Genomic DNA, 14399 nt, shown 5'->3' on the forward strand with positions numbered 1-14399 from the left:
GGCCTCGCGCCGATGTGCGCTGGAAGCCCGGGCACCTTCCTTGGTCTCTAACGGACATAAACAGGGCCCTGCCAGGCCCAGAACGTAACCGTCCGGACAGTGAATACCGGATCCCTTGTAACAGGATCGACATGTCGACACCGATGTCTTGGCTGGCGCGCGTTTCCCTGTGTGTTGCCCTCGCGCTGCCCACCATTTCAGCTGCTCCCGCATTCGCGGACACCCGCGCATCCGAAAAAACCCCGACCCGCACTGCCGCCGCTGCCACTCCGCAGGTCAGCAAAACCGACCTGCAATGCCTGTCCGAGGCGCTTTATTTCGAAGCGCGCGGTGAAGGCGCCCAGGGCCAACGCGCCGTGGCCGAAGTCATTCTCAACCGCGTGGATCACCCCCGGTTCCCGAAAACCGTCTGTGGCGTTGTGAACCAGCGCGGACAGTTCACCTATAAAAAGGCGCGTATCCGCGAACGCGGCGCCTTTGCCCGCGCGCAGAAGATCGCCCAAGCGGCGCTGCAGGGCGCACCGCGCAACCTGACCGGTGGCGCGACCTATTTCCACACCGGCGGCGTCCGTCCGTCCTGGTCGCGCAAGTTCGAACGCACGACCCGGATCGGCAGCCACTATTTCTATCGCTCGGATCGCCGCATGGCGGCGAACTGACGCCCAGGAAGCATGATCGAAACGGCCCCGTCCCTTGCGGCGGGGCCGTTTTCCTGTGAAATGCGTCACATGGACCAGCCCGATCGCATTCATCTGCGCGATTACGTCGTTTCGGCGGAAATCGGCGCCTTCCAGACCGAGCGGGGGCAACCCCAGCGTCTGCGCTTCAATCTCGAGGTCGAACTCGCCGCCCATGTCTCGGGCGCGGATGACGAGGTGGACCGGATTCTCAGCTATGACGTGCTGACCGGCGCGGTCTCGGCGGGCTTGGGCGATCGTCGCCTCGACCTGCTGGAAACGCTGGCCGAGATCATCGCCGCCCATGTCCTTACCCATCCCCGCGCCGCGCAGGTCAGCGTGACCGTCGAGAAGCTGGACCGGATTCCCGGCGCGCTTGGCGTCACGCTGCTGCGCCGCACCCCCCGGATCGAGGTCGCGCCGGTCGAGGCCCCGATCCGCGTCATCTTCCACGGGACAACCATGGCCCTGCCGCAGGGCTCGGTGGTGCTGGTGCCGGATGCGCCGGGCCTGCCCGTGCCGCAGGGCGGGAACGGGCGCGAAATCGCGCTTCTCGCGCTGGATCAGGCGGCTTGGGCGCTGGCCGCGCAACTGGGCGTGACCGTCGCGGACAGCCGGACCGAGCTTGACTGGGCCGCGACCGAGGGGCGTGCCGTCGTCTGGGCGCCTGCGCGGATGGCGCGCGACGTCGCCGGGTTGCCTGCCAACCCCCATGCGCTGGCGATCTGGCTGGCGGATCGCCTGTCTGCCGAGCGGCTGGACTGGGCACTGCCCGAGGGCGCGGCAGAACCTGAGCTTCCCCCCGGTTTCGCCATCCCGTCCGGACGGATCGGCGCGCGATGACGCGGACCTATTTCCGCCCCATCCCCGCCGAGCATGGCCGCTGGCAGCTTGCCGGGGGATGGATCCGTTTTTCGCAGTTCGAGATCCTGCGCCGGGGAGAGCCTCCGCGCCTGTCCGAGCTTGCACCGGACGAGGTCATGGCCGCCCTGACCGCGCCGCGCGCGGATGTGCTGGGTCTGCCAATGGACCGCCCGCGCATCATGGGCATCGTCAATGCGACGCCCGACAGTTTCTCGGACGGGGGACGCTATGATCCTGTCGCCCATGCCCGCACGCTGAAAGTACAGGGGGCCGAGATCCTGGACATCGGCGGCGAGTCGACCCGCCCCGGCGCGCTGGAAGTTCCCGAACGCGACGAGATCGCCCGCATCGTGCCGGTCATTGGGGCCGCGCGCGAACTGGCAGGCATCTCGGTCGACACGCGCAAGGCCGGGGTTGCCCATGCCGCCGTGGCGGCGGGCGCGGGGCTGATCAACGACGTCTCGGGGTTTGACTTCGACCCCGGCATGGCGGCTGCCGTCGCCGGGACCGGCGCCGCCGTGTGTCTGATGCACGCGCAGGGTATCCCGCTGACGATGCAGGACAACCCGATCTATGACGACGTGCTGCTGGATGTCTATGACGCGATCGAGGCCCGTATAGACCGTGCGCGTTCGGCGGGAATCCCCCTTGGTCGGATCGTGATCGATCCGGGCATTGGTTTTGGCAAAACCCAAGCGCATAATCTGGCGATCCTGCGGCGGATCTCGTTGTTTCATGGGCTTGGCTGCGCAATTCTGCTGGGGGTTTCGCGCAAGCGCTTCATTGGCGCGATCGGCGGGGCTGACGAACCGGCGAACCGCGCGGCGGGCACCCTGGCGGTGACATTGGCCGGGGTCGCGCAGGGCGTACAAATCCACCGCGTCCATGACGTGGAAGACACGAGGCAGGGCCTTGCCCTTTGGCGGGCCGTGACCGGAGGAAGCGAATGAGCAGGAAACTTTTCGGAACCGACGGTGTCAGGGGCAGGGCCAACAGCTATCCCATGACCGCCGAGATGGCGTTGCGGCTGGGTGCCGCCGCCGGGCGCTATTTCCGGCGCAGCGGCGAGGAACATCACCGCGTCGTCATCGGCAAGGACACGCGGCTGTCCGGCTATATGCTGGAAAACGCGCTGACCGCCGGTCTGACCAGCACCGGCATGAACGTCCTGCTGCTTGGCCCGGTGCCGACGCCTGCCGTCGGATACCTGACGCGCTCGATGCGGGCGGATGTGGGAATCATGATCTCGGCCAGCCATAACCCGGCGGCCGATAACGGCATCAAGTTCTTTGGCCCCGACGGCTTCAAGTTGTCAGACGAGGCCGAGGCCGAGATCGAGGCGATCGTCGCAGGCGAGATCGTGCCCGCCCAACCTGCGAATATCGGTCGCGCGAAGCGGATCGACGATGGCCGCGGCCGCTATGTCGAATATGCCAAGACCACCTTCCCGGTCGGGCACCGGCTGGACGGGCTGAAGGTGGTGATCGATTGCGCGAATGGCGCGGCCTATCGCGCCGCGCCCGACGTGCTGTGGGAATTGGGAGCCGAGGTGATCCCGCTGGGCGTCACCCCGAATGGCCACAACATCAATGACGGTGTCGGCTCGACCCACACCGATGCCTGTGCCCGCGCGGTGATCGAACATGGCGCGGATCTGGGCATCAGCCTGGACGGCGATGCCGACCGGGTCATGATCATCGACGAAAAGGGCCGGGTGGCCGATGGCGACCAGATCATGGCGCTGCTGGCGGGCCGCTGGGCCGACCAGGGCCGCCTGCGCGGCGGCGCGCTGGTCGCGACGGTGATGTCGAATCTGGGGCTGGAGCGTTTCCTTGCGGGACGCGGCCTGCGCCTGGAGCGCACGGCCGTCGGGGACCGCTATGTCGTCGAGCGGATGCGCGGTGCGGGCTTTAATCTGGGGGGCGAGCAGTCGGGTCATATCGTGATGACCGACTATGCCACCACCGGCGACGGCCTGATTGCGGGGCTTCAGTTCCTGGCGGCTTTGTCCGATAGCGGGCACAAGGCCTCGGAACTGGTGGCGCAGTTCGACCCGGTGCCCCAGCTTCTGAAGAACGTGCGGTATCAAGCCGGGGCAGACCCGCTGTCGACCGAGGCCGTCCGGGCCGAGATCGCGCGCGCCGAGGCGCGGCTTAGCGGTTCCGGTCGCGTCCTGATCCGCAAGTCGGGGACCGAGCCCCTGATCCGCGTGATGGCCGAAGCCGAGGACGAAACTGTCCTGCGCGAAGTGGTCGAGGGGATCGTGGCCGCGGTCGAGCGCGCGGCCTAGATCGCAGTCGTCGGATCGTAATCGTAAAGCCAGGCGAACCGGCCAATCATCTGGCCGGGCGCCAGTCGCGACACCGTGCGCAGACCGGCATGGGCCACGGCCCTGGCCGGTCCCTTCAGGTGATAGTTCCGGGCATTGGCATTCGCGGCGTCGACGATCCGCACGCAGCGCGGATGGCGCAAGCTTTGGAAGTGCTGAAGCGCAGCGCCAAGCTCTCGCCCGGAATCAAGGCAGGCGGCCAGGATCCAGGCATCCTCGATCGCCATGACCGCACCCTGCGCCATGAAGGGCAGGGTCGGATGGGCGGCATCGCCGATCAGCGCCAGCGCCGGGCCGTCACCTTCCGCGCGATACCAGTGCGGCGCGACCGGGTGACGGAAAAGGCCCCAAAGGCCGACCTGCTGAACCCGTTCCAGCCAGCCCGGCACCGGACCGCCAAAGCGGGCAAAGGCTGCGCGCAGATCGTTGGGGTCGCCGGGTTGGGACCAGCCCTCGTCCTGCCAGTCGGGGCGTTCCAGCACGGCAACGATATTGCGCAGCCCGCCCGCCAGCGGATAGCTGACAAGGTGGCGCCCCGGTCCCATGAAGATCTGTGCTGCGGGGGCCGGCTCCTCCTCGGCGGGAATCAGGGTCCGCCATGCGCTTTGGCCGGTGAAGAAAGGCGCCTGAGTCCCATTCAGCAGGCTGCGAGTCCGGCTTTTGACGCCATCGGCCCCGATCACCAGCCGGCAATCCCGTGGGATGCTGTGGACATCGTGGCCAAGTTCGATCTCGGCCCCTGCAGCGCGTGCCGCATCGGCCAGCATCTCGACCAGCCTTGCGCGATGGACCAGCCGGAACTCATCCTGAGGGCGGAAACGCGCAAGATCGAGCCGCGCCACCATCGCACCCGACGTGTCGCGAAGCTCGACCCGTTCCGATTGCAACGAGATCTCGCGGAAGCACGGGCCAAGCCCCAGCGCGTCCAGCACCCGAAACGCGTTGGGCGAGATTTGCAGCCCCGCGCCGATATCATCCAGCGAGGCCGCGCGTTCCAGCACCTGCACGGGAAAGCCCCGTCGCGCCAGCGCGCAGGCGGCCGTCAGTCCGGCAACCCCTCCGCCAATGATTGCAATGGGAAGTGAATGAGGACCGGACATGGCCTTGTCCCTGAATACAAAAATACCGCCCTTCCGGCGGCGCATGAACACCGCCGGAAGGGGTGCGGAACGTCAGTCGTCGCGATAGACGCGCTCTTTTCGCTCGTGCTTTTCCTGCGCTTCCAGCGTCATCGTCGCGGTAGGTCGTGCGTCCAGCCGTTTCAGGCTGATCGGCTCGCCGGTCATTTCGCAATACCCGTATTCGCCGGTCTCGATCCGGCGCAGGGCCGAGTCGATCTTGCTGACAAGCTTGCGCTGGCGGTCACGGGTGCGCAGTTCCAGCGCACGGTCCGTTTCCTCCGATGCCCGATCGGCAAGGTCGGGCACGTTGCGCGCACTTTCCTGCAATCCTTCAAGCGTTTCGGCAGATTGATCCAGAAGCTCCTGCTTCCACGCAACCAGCTTGCGGCGGAAATACTCAAGCTGCCGCTCGTTCATGAAAGGTTCGTCTTCGGCGGGGCGATAATCTTCGGGCAGAAAGGTCTGGGCTTTCATCGTTCCTCCGGGAGCGGGGCCTGCATGCCCGCACCTTGCGGCCCCCATAAAGTATGGTGCCGGGTTTGTCACTAGGACATTCCGGCAAGTCGGGATGCTGCGCTTGCACGGCAACGGCCCCCCGCGTAGCCTTGACCGGAATGCGCAAAGGACGGGCGGATGCAGTTTTCCTCGACAAAAAACTATGTGGCGCCGCCCGACCTGACGGTCGCGGTAAATGCCGCGATCACCCTTGAGCGTCCGCTTCTGGTCAAGGGAGAGCCGGGGACAGGCAAGACGGAACTGGCGCGTCAGGTGGCGGAAAGCCTTGGACTGCCGATCATCGAATGGAACGTGAAGTCGACCACGCGGGCGCAGCAGGGGCTTTACGAATACGACGCCGTTTCGCGGCTGCGGGACAGCCAGCTGGGCGATGCCCGCGTGCAGGATGTCGCGAACTATATCCGCAAGGGCAAGATGTGGCAGGCTTTTGAGGCAGAGGCCAAGGTGGTGCTGCTGATTGACGAGATCGACAAGGCGGATATCGAGTTTCCGAACGACCTGCTGCAAGAGCTCGACCGCATGGAGTTCCATGTCTACGAAACGGGAGAGACGGTCCGAGCGCTGCATCGCCCCATCGTCATCATCACCTCGAACAACGAAAAAGAGCTGCCGGACGCTTTCTTGCGGCGCTGCTTCTTCCATTTCATCCGCTTCCCCGATGCCGAAACGCTGAAGCGCATCGTCGATGTCCATTACCCCGGCCTGAAGCCGCGTCTGCTGGACGAGGCGTTGAACCAGTTCCTTGAACTGCGCGAGGTAAAGGGGCTGAAGAAAAAGCCCTCGACCAGCGAATTGCTGGATTGGCTGAAACTGATCCTGGTCGAGGATCTGTCGCCCGAAGACCTGAAGCGCCCGGCGGGTGAGATGCTGCCCCGCCTGCATGGCGCGTTGCTGAAGAACGAGCAGGACGTGGCCCTGTTCGAGCGGCTGGCCTTCATGGCAAGGAGGCAAAGATGATCCGCCCCCTGCACCACGAGGATCGTGCGGGATGGGAGGCGCTTTATCGTGGCTATCAGGCGTTTTATGGCTTTCACGACCGCAAGCCGGAATTCTATGACCGCGCCTTTGAACGGCTGATGTCGGGCAGGGCCGGGGATTTTCACGGACTGGTTGCCGAGGATGAAGGCCAGCTTCTGGGTCTGGTCCATTACGTCTTCCATCCGAACCTGTGGCGGGATGAAGGGGTCTGTTATCTGCAGGATTTGTTCGCCGCACCCGAAGCCCGCGGCAAGGGCGTGGGCCGGGCGCTGATCGGCGCAGTCTATGACGCGGCGGATGCGGCTGGCGTTCCCAATGTCTATTGGCTGACGGCCGAGGACAATTATCCGGGGCGGATGCTTTACGATCGCGTCGCGGTAAAATCGCCCTTCATCCGATACAATCGCAAGCTTTGAACGAAAAAGGCGGCCCTTGGGCCGCCTGTCGGTCGAGGGTCTGGTTCCGTGCCTTAGCGCAGGCCGGTTTCGTTCAGCAGGCCCTTGCGCTTGGCTTCGTAGTAATAGCCGCGCGAATACCATTTCACGGCAGCGTCCTGATTTCCGCCGGCCACCAGATACGCGCCACGCAGGTATTTGACGCCGTATTTCAGGTTCGTATCGGCATCCAGAAGGCCGTTCGCCGAGCCCTGATAGCCCATGCCGCGCGCGGTCGCGGGCAGGATCTGCATCAGCCCGTAATACGGGCCGTTGCGGGCGCCGGGACGATGGCGGGATTCGCGGATGATGACGCGGTGCACCAGCTCCACCGGAACCTGGTATTGCTGCGCGTATTTATTGATCAGGTGACGCAGTTCAGGCGTCTCGTTCGCATGAAGACCAACGGTGTCGGCGGCAGTGGCGCGGGGTTCGACAAGATAGCGGCGATCAGGATCGACCCGATTGTCGCCGCATGCCCCAAGTGCGAAGACGCCACCCAGCACAAGCAGACGGATCATGGTTTTCATGGCTGCCCTCGAATTTATCGTTGGCAGGGACTTTAGCCACGGGTTCCCCGGTCGAGAAATCATAAGATAAGGCCGCCCCGGTCCGGGACGGCCTTTCGGCGGATTATCGCCAGTGCCTTTCGGCGATACCGGTAAGTTTTCGCCGATCAGACGTGGATCGCGCCGTCACCGCAGGCCAGCGCGGCTTCGCGCACGGCTTCCGAACAGGTCGGGTGGGCGTGGCAGGTCAGCGCAATATCCTGCGCCGAAGCGCCGAATTCCATTGCGACGCAGACTTCGTGGATCATCTCGCCCGCGTTCGGACCGATGATGTGGCAGCCCAGCACGCGGTCGGTCGCGGCATCTGCGATCAGCTTGACGAAGCCTTCGGCCTGGAACAGCGCCTTGGCACGGGCATTGCCCATGAAGGGGAACTTGCCAACCTTGACCTTGCGGCCGGATTCCTTCGCGGCTTCCTCGGTCAGGCCGACCGACGCGACTTCCGGGGTCGTGTAGATCACGCCCGGAATGACCGAGTAGTTCACATGGCCATGCTTGCCGGCGATGACTTCGGCAACGGCCATGCCTTCGTCCTCGGCCTTGTGGGCCAGCATCGGGCCGGGCACCGCGTCGCCAATGGCATAGATGCCCTTGACCGAGGTCTGCCAGTGGTCGTCGACGGCGACGAAGCCGCGCTCGTTCAGCGCGACGCCGACCTTGTCGAGACCCAGGCCCGAGATATAGGGACGGCGGCCGGTCGCGACCAGGACAGCTTCCGCCTCGATCTGGTGCTCGCTGTCATCCTTGCGCAGCTTGTAGGTGACCTTGGCCGAACCGTTCGCGACCGAGGTGCCCGAAACGGCAGCGCCCAGCACGAATTTCATGCCCTGCTTGGACAGGATCTTCTGGAACTGCTTCTGGACCTCGCCGTCCATGCCGGGGGTGATCGCGTCAAGGAATTCGACGACGGTCACGTCCGCGCCAAGGCGCGCATAGACAGAACCCAGTTCCAGCCCGATGACGCCCGCGCCGATCACGACCATCGATTTCGGGATCTTCGGCAGGGCCAGCGCACCGGTCGAATCGACGACGATGCCGCCTGCATTGTCGACCTCGACGCCCTTCAGGCTGGAGGGTTCCGAACCCGAAGCGATGACGATGTTCTTCGTCTCGTGGACGGTGTCGCCCACCTTGACCTTGCCCGCGCCCTCGATCTCGGCCCAGCCCTTGATCCAGTCGATCTTGTTCTTCTTGAACAGGAACTCGATGCCCTTGGTGTTGCCGCCGACCGTCTCGGTCTTGTAGGCCTGCATCTTGTCCCAGTCGACATCGACATGGGCGTTCATCAGGCCCATCTTGGCAAAGTTCTCATGCGTCTCGTGCAGCATGTGGCTGGCGTGAAGCAGCGCCTTGGACGGGATGCAGCCCACGTTCAGGCAGGTGCCGCCCAGGGTCTCGCGGCCCTCGACGCAGGCGACCTTCAGACCAAGCTGCGCGGCGCGGATGGCGCAGACATAGCCGCCGGGGCCGGCCCCGATCACGATCAGGTCATAGGTGGACATTCAGGTCTCCTTGCATCTCCGGCGCCTTGGACAACGCGTGCGCCGGTCCGTTTCATGTGAATAGGCTGGTGACGATCATCACCAAGGTTGCGACAAAGCCTATGGCCCAGATCAGCGATCGCCAGGGCGACCAGCCAAGGGCATAGGCGGGAACGTAAAGGATCCGCGCCAGCAGATAGAGCCAGGCGCAGACCGCGGTCAGAAGGCTGTCGGTATCCGTGACCATCACCAGAAGCACGGCGATGGTGAACAGGATCAGGCCTTCGAAATGATTGTTCACCGCGCGGCGTAGGCGTCCGGTGCGGGGCGAGAATTCCGGCTGACGGTCGCGCGGTCCGGCATTCCATGCCGCCCCGACATCGCGGTTCATCGACGCCCCCGCCAATCCGATCTGGATGGCCTGAAGCAGGGCGGCAAGCGCAAGCGCGGTGGTTTCAGCGGCCATCAGGCGGTCTCGACGAAATGGAACTCAGAGGACTGCACGCCCGCCTTCGGTCCGAAGATCGCCTTCATCACCGAAATATAGGTATTGGCGCGGGCTGCATCCGTGACCTCGAACAACGCCCAGGCATCGGTATCGCTTTCACGCCAAAGCTGCAGCAGATTCAGGCTGTTGTGGCTGCGGCGAGGATTGTCCGCATCGAATTCGGTCCGGAATTTCGCGAAATCAGCGACTTTGAAACGGGCGATCATCTGGGTCATGGCGTCACTCCTGGCGTCGGTCCATAGCCGCCTTCGGCGAGATAAGGCGACCTTCTGCGGTTTCAACAGATTAGGCCGGAAAGAGTTGCGCAGCCCCGAAGGGACTGCGCGCCTTTGTCTTGGCAGGGCCTGCCGGCCCCGCAGGGATCACAGATCCATCAGCAGGCGGCGGGGATCTTCCAGCGCTTCCTTGACGCGGACCAGGAAGGTCACGGCGCCCTTGCCGTCGACGATGCGGTGGTCATAGCTCAGCGCAAGATACATCATCGGGCGGATGACGATCTGGCCGTCGACCACGACCGGGCGATCCTGGATCTTGTGCATGCCAAGGATGCCCGATTGCGGCGGGTTCAGGATCGGCGAGGACATGAGCGAGCCATAGACGCCGCCGTTCGAGATGGTGAAGGTGCCGCCCTGCATCTCGGCCATGGTCAGCTTGCCGTCGCGGCCCTTGGCCCCGAGTTCGCCGATTTCCTTCTCGATCTGGGCAAAGCCCTTGCGGTCGGCGTCGCGGACGACCGGAACCACCAGGCCGTTCGGGGTGCCGACAGCCACGCCCATGTGGACGAAATGCTTGTAAAGGACATCGCCGCCGTCGATCTCGGCGTTGACTTCCGGCACTTCCTTCAGCGCGTGGACGCAGGCTTTGACGAAGAAGGACATGAAGCCCAGCTTCACCTTGTGCTTCTTCTCGAACTGATCCTTGTAGGTGTTGCGCAGGTTCATGACCGCCGACATGTCCACCTCGTTATAGGTGGTCAGCATTGCAGCGGTGTTCTGCGCATCCTTGAGGCGGCGGGCGATGGTCGCGCGCAGGCGGGTCATCTTGACGCGCTCTTCGCGGGCGGCATCCTCAGCCGAGCTGGGCGCGCGGGGGGCAGCGGCCGGAGCAGGCGCGGCCGAGGCCACGGGGGCCGAACCGGCGCGGGCCACGTCTTCCTTCATCACGCGGCCGTCGCGGCCGGTGCCGGTGACGGCGTCGCGCGAAAGACCGGCTTCCGCCAGCGCCTTCTTGGCCGAGGGTGCGTCCTCGACGTCCTTGCGCAAGGCGGGGGTTTCGGGGCCAGCACCGGGCGATTGCACGGCCGCGGCCTTCTTGGCCTCGGGTTCGGCCTTGGCCGAGGGGGCGGCGCCGACAGCACCTTCGGTGATGATGGCCAGGCGGGCACTTGCGTCGACCGTGGCGCCTTCCTCGGCCAGGATCTCGGCCAGCACACCCGCGGCGGGTGCCGGAACCTCGACCGAGACCTTGTCGGTCTCAAGCTCGCACAGCATCTCGTCCTGCGCGACCGTGTCGCCGACCTTCTTAAACCAGGTCGCCACGGTGGCTTCGGTGACGCTTTCGCCCAGGGTGGGCACCATCACGTCGACGGATTTTCCGCTCATCTTCTTCTGTCCTTCCTGGGGCTTGGTGCCCGTTTCTGCCTTGGGCAACATTTCTTCGGGGCCAGCGTTCCCGACCTCTGCAATCTGGGCGAGCAAGGCGTTGGGCGTGACCGTCTCGCCTTCGGCGGCAATGATCTCGGCCAGCTTGCCGGCGACGGGCGAGGGGACCTCGACCGTCACCTTGTCGGTTTCCAGTTCGCAAAGCATTTCATCAACCGCGACCGTGTCACCCGGTTTCTTGAACCAGGTGGCGACGGTCGCTTCGGATACCGATTCCCCTAGGGTGGGGACGCGTAGTTCGACTGCCATGTCACTTCCCGACGGTGATGGCTTCGTTCACGAGCGCTTCCTGCTCGGCCTTGTGGCGCGAGGCGAGGCCGGTTGCCGGCGAGGCCGAGGCGGTGCGACCGACATAACGGGCGCGACCGTGCTTGGCGCCGATCCGGGCCAGAACCCATTCGATGTTCGGCTCGACGAAGGTCCAGCCGCCCATGTTCTTGGGCTCTTCCTGGCACCAGACGATTTCCGCATCCTTGAAGCGCTCAAGCTCCTTGGACATGGCCTGGGCCGGGAACGGATAGAACTGTTCAAGACGCAGCAGGTAGACGTCGTCCGCGCCAGCGGCGTCGCGGGCGGCAAGCAGGTCGTAATAGACCTTGCCCGACGAGATCACGACGCGCTTGATCTGGGCATCCGGCTTCAGCTTCAGGTCCGAACGACCGCGTTCTGCATCGTCCCACAGGACGCGGTGGAAGGTCGAGCCGGTCTGGAACTCATCGGCCTTCGAGATCGCCAGCGGGTGACGCAGCAGCGATTTCGGGGTCATCAGGACCAGCGGCTTGCGGAACGGGCGCTTCAGCTGACGACGCAGGATGTGGAAATAGTTCGCCGGGGTCGTGCAGTTGGCGACGATCCAGTTATCCTCGGCCGACATCTGCAGCCAGCGCTCAAGCCGGGCCGAGCTGTGCTCGGGGCCCTGGCCTTCGTAGCCATGCGGCATCAGCATCACCAGGCCCGACATCCGCAGCCATTTCTTTTCGCCCGAGTTGATGAACTGGTCGAACATGATCTGCGCGCCGTTGGCGAAGTCGCCGAACTGGGCTTCCCACATGGTCAGCGCGTTCGGTTCGGCCAGCGAATAGCCGTATTCGAAACCGAGAACCGCGTATTCCGACAGCATCGAGTCGATGACCTCGTAGCGGGCCTGACCGCCACGGACGTGGTTCATCGGATAGTGACGCTCTTCGGTGACCTGGTCGATAAAGGCCGAGTGACGCTGCGAGAAGGTGCCGCGGGTCGAATCCTGTCCGGCCAGGCGGACGGGATGACCCTCGACCAGCAGCGAGCTGATCGCCAGCGCCTCGCCCGTCGCCCAGTCGAAGCCGTCGCCGGTCTCGAACATCTGCTTCTTCGACTCAAGAAGACGGCCGACGGTCTTGTGCAGCTCGAACCCTTCGGGAACGCGGGTCAGCGCGGTGCCGATCTGGGCCATCGTGTCGGGTGCGATGCCGGTCTGGCCGGCATTGTATTCCGCGCCTTCGATCTCAAGCCCGGACCACTTGCCGTCCAGCCAGTCGGCCTTGTTCGGCTTGAAGTTGCGGCCCACCTCGAACTCGGCGTTCAGATGCGACTGGAACGCGGCCTTCATCTCCTCGATCTCGCCTTCCGGCACGAGGCCATCGGCGACAAGGCGGTCGGCATAAAGCTGCAGGGTGGTCTTGTGACCCTTGATGTTCTTGTACATCGCCGGGTTCGTGAACATCGGCTCGTCGCCTTCGTTGTGACCGAAGCGGCGATAGCAGATGATGTCCAGCACCACGTCCTTGTGGAACTTCTGGCGGAATTCCGTCGCGACGCGCGCGGCATGGACCACGGCCTCGGGATCGTCGCCGTTCACGTGGAAGATCGGCGCTTCGACCATCAGCGCGATGTCCGTGCAATAGGGCGAGGTGCGCGAGAAATGCGGCGCGGTCGTGAAGCCGATCTGGTTGTTCACGACGATGTGGATGGTGCCGCCGGTGCGGTGGCCGCGGATGCCCGAAAGCTGGAAGCACTCGGCCACGATGCCCTGGCCGGCGAAGGCCGCGTCACCATGCAGCAGGATCGGCAGCACGGCCGAGCGATAGGTCTGGTCCGAAAGCTGGTCCTGCTTGGCGCGGACCTTGCCCAGCACGACCGGGTTAACCGCCTCGAGGTGCGAGGGGTTCGCGGTCAGCGACAGGTGCACGGTATTGTCGTCGAAGGTGCGGTCCGACGAGGCGCCGAGGTGATATTTCACGTCGCCCGAACCGTCCACGTCCTCGGGCTTGTAGCTGCCGCCCTGGAATTCGTGGAAGATCGCGCGATAGGGCTTGTTCATCACGTTGCCCAGCACGGACAGGCGGCCGCGGTGGGGCATGCCGATCACGACTTCCTTCACGCCAAGCGCGCCGCCGCGCTTGATGATCTGCTCCATCGCAGGGATCAGCGCTTCGCCACCATCAAGGCCGAACCGCTTGGTGCCCATGTATTTCACATGCAGGAACTTCTCGAAGCCCTCGGCCTCGACCAGCTTGTTCAGGATGGCGCGGCGGCCTTCGCGGGTGAACGCGATTTCCTTGCCATAGCCCTCGATCCGCTCTTTCAGCCAGGCGGCTTCCTCGGGGTTCGAGATATGCATGAATTGCAGCGCGAATGTGCCGCAATAGGTGCGCTTCATCAGGTCGACGATCTGGCGGATCGTGGCGATCTGCAGGCCCAGCACGTTGTCGATGAAGATCGGGCGGTCCATGTCGGCCGCGGTGAAGCCATAGGTCTCGGGCTTCAGCTCGCCATGCTCGGGGACCTCGCGCATTCCAAGCGGGTCAAGATCGGCGTGCAGGTGCCCGCGGATCCGATAGGCGCGGATCAGCATGATTGCGCGGATGCTGTCCAGCACGGCACGCTTCAGCTGGTCGTCGGAAAGCTGGACGCCCTTGTCGCCGGCCTTGGCCGCGATCTTGTCCAGCGCCGCCTTGGCCTCGGCCTTGGGCAGCATCGGCCATTCGCCGGTCAGCGCCGAGGTCACCTCGTCTGCGGGCGTCGGCGGCCAGTCCGCGCGGCGCCAGCTTGCGCCCTTGGCCTCGCGGGTGACGGTGGTTTCGTCATCGCCGAGGCTGCGGAAGAAGGCGTCCCATGCCGCGTCCACCGCCGAGGGATCTTTCGCCCACTGGCCGTAAAGCTGCTCGACATAGACCGCGTTCTGGCCCTGCAGGAAGCTGGAATCGTGGAAGGTTGCGTTGGGGGATTGATCGTTCATTTCTGATCGTCCAGTTGCTTGCCGTCGCGCTCAGGCGGCTGGTG

The 14399-nt window shown here is 64.7% G+C and carries 14 protein-coding genes; 6 read left to right on the forward strand and 8 right to left on the reverse strand.

Going from position 1 to position 14399, the window contains the following annotated elements; genetic code table 11:
* Positions 1-131 precede the first annotated feature (131 nt).
* The 4 genes from ACO2Q4_RS02300 (at position 132) to glmM (ending at position 3831) form a co-directional block, all read left to right on the forward strand.
* Positions 132-659, forward strand: coding sequence for a cell wall hydrolase (locus ACO2Q4_RS02300; protein ID WP_311760602.1), 528 nt, complete (start codon positions 132-134; stop codon positions 657-659).
* A 69-nt stretch (positions 660-728) separates the two neighbouring features.
* Entirely contained in the window at positions 729-1520 is a 792-nt protein-coding gene (locus ACO2Q4_RS02305) for a dihydroneopterin aldolase (protein ID WP_423317047.1), read from the forward strand.
* Positions 1517-2491: a dihydropteroate synthase gene (gene folP / locus ACO2Q4_RS02310; RefSeq protein WP_423317049.1), complete on the forward strand. Its 975-nt coding sequence runs from the start codon at positions 1517-1519 to the stop codon at positions 2489-2491. Before ACO2Q4_RS02305 ends, folP begins: the two co-directional genes overlap by 4 nt.
* Positions 2488-3831, forward strand: coding sequence for a phosphoglucosamine mutase (gene glmM, locus ACO2Q4_RS02315; RefSeq protein ID WP_395134923.1), 1344 nt, complete (start codon positions 2488-2490; stop codon positions 3829-3831). The genes folP and glmM overlap by 4 nt, the downstream gene beginning before the upstream one ends.
* Here glmM and ACO2Q4_RS02320 read toward each other — a convergent pair.
* Positions 3828-4970: an FAD-dependent monooxygenase gene (locus ACO2Q4_RS02320; protein ID WP_423317052.1), complete on the reverse strand. Its 1143-nt coding sequence runs from the start codon at positions 4968-4970 to the stop codon at positions 3828-3830. The genes glmM and ACO2Q4_RS02320 overlap by 4 nt on opposite strands.
* Positions 4971-5042: 72 nt before the next feature.
* Positions 5043-5465 carry an RNA polymerase-binding protein DksA gene (dksA, locus tag ACO2Q4_RS02325; protein ID WP_311760597.1) on the reverse strand — a complete coding sequence of 141 codons (423 nt, stop codon included), beginning with the start codon at positions 5463-5465 and terminating at the stop codon, positions 5043-5045.
* 159 nt (positions 5466-5624) lie between these two features.
* Here dksA and ACO2Q4_RS02330 point away from each other — a divergent pair, with 159 nt between their 5' ends.
* The gene (locus ACO2Q4_RS02330; RefSeq protein ID WP_395134921.1) at positions 5625-6464 is read left to right on the forward strand and encodes an AAA family ATPase; all 840 of its coding nucleotides are present in this window, start codon (positions 5625-5627) and stop codon (positions 6462-6464) included.
* A complete protein-coding gene (locus ACO2Q4_RS02335) occupies positions 6461-6901 on the forward strand; it encodes a GNAT family N-acetyltransferase (RefSeq protein ID WP_423317055.1) in 441 nt (146 codons plus the stop codon). The genes ACO2Q4_RS02330 and ACO2Q4_RS02335 overlap by 4 nt, the downstream gene beginning before the upstream one ends.
* Before the next feature lie 53 nt (positions 6902-6954).
* Here the strand turns inward: ACO2Q4_RS02335 and ACO2Q4_RS02340 are convergent, their stop codons facing one another.
* The 6 genes from ACO2Q4_RS02340 to ACO2Q4_RS02365 form a co-directional block, all read right to left on the reverse strand.
* Positions 6955-7449: a lytic transglycosylase domain-containing protein gene (locus tag ACO2Q4_RS02340; protein WP_311760594.1), complete on the reverse strand. Its 495-nt coding sequence runs from the start codon at positions 7447-7449 to the stop codon at positions 6955-6957.
* Between the two features lie 146 nt (positions 7450-7595).
* Positions 7596-8990 (reverse strand): dihydrolipoyl dehydrogenase, encoded by a 1395-nt coding sequence (lpdA, locus tag ACO2Q4_RS02345; protein ID WP_311760593.1) that lies wholly within the window; start codon positions 8988-8990, stop codon positions 7596-7598.
* A gap of 52 nt (positions 8991-9042) precedes the next feature.
* A complete protein-coding gene (locus ACO2Q4_RS02350) occupies positions 9043-9435 on the reverse strand; it encodes an MAPEG family protein (protein WP_311760592.1) in 393 nt (130 codons plus the stop codon).
* Entirely contained in the window at positions 9435-9692 is a 258-nt protein-coding gene (locus ACO2Q4_RS02355) for a hypothetical protein (protein ID WP_311760591.1), read from the reverse strand. The genes ACO2Q4_RS02350 and ACO2Q4_RS02355 overlap by 1 nt, the downstream gene beginning before the upstream one ends.
* A 147-nt stretch (positions 9693-9839) precedes the next feature.
* Positions 9840-11387 carry a 2-oxoglutarate dehydrogenase complex dihydrolipoyllysine-residue succinyltransferase gene (odhB, locus tag ACO2Q4_RS02360; protein WP_311760590.1) on the reverse strand — a complete coding sequence of 516 codons (1548 nt, stop codon included), beginning with the start codon at positions 11385-11387 and terminating at the stop codon, positions 9840-9842.
* Position 11388: 1 nt separating this feature from the next.
* Positions 11389-14355 (reverse strand): 2-oxoglutarate dehydrogenase E1 component, encoded by a 2967-nt coding sequence (locus tag ACO2Q4_RS02365; RefSeq protein WP_423317059.1) that lies wholly within the window; start codon positions 14353-14355, stop codon positions 11389-11391.
* Positions 14356-14399 lie beyond the last annotated feature (44 nt).

The sequence above is a fragment of the Paracoccus sp. KR1-242 genome (genome assembly GCF_049446195.1).
GTDB lineage: Bacteria > Pseudomonadota > Alphaproteobacteria > Rhodobacterales > Rhodobacteraceae > Paracoccus > Paracoccus broussonetiae.

Coding starts and splice junctions, on each gene's coding strand:
- ACO2Q4_RS02300 (WP_311760602.1), top strand. CDS start 132: ATGTCGACACCGATGTCTTGGCTGGCGCGCGTTTCCCTGTGTGTTGCC.
- ACO2Q4_RS02305 (WP_423317047.1), top strand. CDS start 729: ATGGACCAGCCCGATCGCATTCATCTGCGCGATTACGTCGTTTCGGCG.
- folP (WP_423317049.1), top strand. CDS start 1,517: ATGACGCGGACCTATTTCCGCCCCATCCCCGCCGAGCATGGCCGCTGG.
- glmM (WP_395134923.1), top strand. CDS start 2,488: ATGAGCAGGAAACTTTTCGGAACCGACGGTGTCAGGGGCAGGGCCAAC.
- ACO2Q4_RS02320 (WP_423317052.1), bottom strand. CDS start 4,970: ATGTCCGGTCCTCATTCACTTCCCATTGCAATCATTGGCGGAGGGGTT.
- dksA (WP_311760597.1), bottom strand. CDS start 5,465: ATGAAAGCCCAGACCTTTCTGCCCGAAGATTATCGCCCCGCCGAAGAC.
- ACO2Q4_RS02330 (WP_395134921.1), top strand. CDS start 5,625: ATGCAGTTTTCCTCGACAAAAAACTATGTGGCGCCGCCCGACCTGACG.
- ACO2Q4_RS02335 (WP_423317055.1), top strand. CDS start 6,461: ATGATCCGCCCCCTGCACCACGAGGATCGTGCGGGATGGGAGGCGCTT.
- ACO2Q4_RS02340 (WP_311760594.1), bottom strand. CDS start 7,449: ATGAAAACCATGATCCGTCTGCTTGTGCTGGGTGGCGTCTTCGCACTT.
- lpdA (WP_311760593.1), bottom strand. CDS start 8,990: ATGTCCACCTATGACCTGATCGTGATCGGGGCCGGCCCCGGCGGCTAT.
- ACO2Q4_RS02350 (WP_311760592.1), bottom strand. CDS start 9,435: ATGGCCGCTGAAACCACCGCGCTTGCGCTTGCCGCCCTGCTTCAGGCC.
- ACO2Q4_RS02355 (WP_311760591.1), bottom strand. CDS start 9,692: ATGACCCAGATGATCGCCCGTTTCAAAGTCGCTGATTTCGCGAAATTC.
- odhB (WP_311760590.1), bottom strand. CDS start 11,387: ATGGCAGTCGAACTACGCGTCCCCACCCTAGGGGAATCGGTATCCGAA.
- ACO2Q4_RS02365 (WP_423317059.1), bottom strand. CDS start 14,355: ATGAACGATCAATCCCCCAACGCAACCTTCCACGATTCCAGCTTCCTG.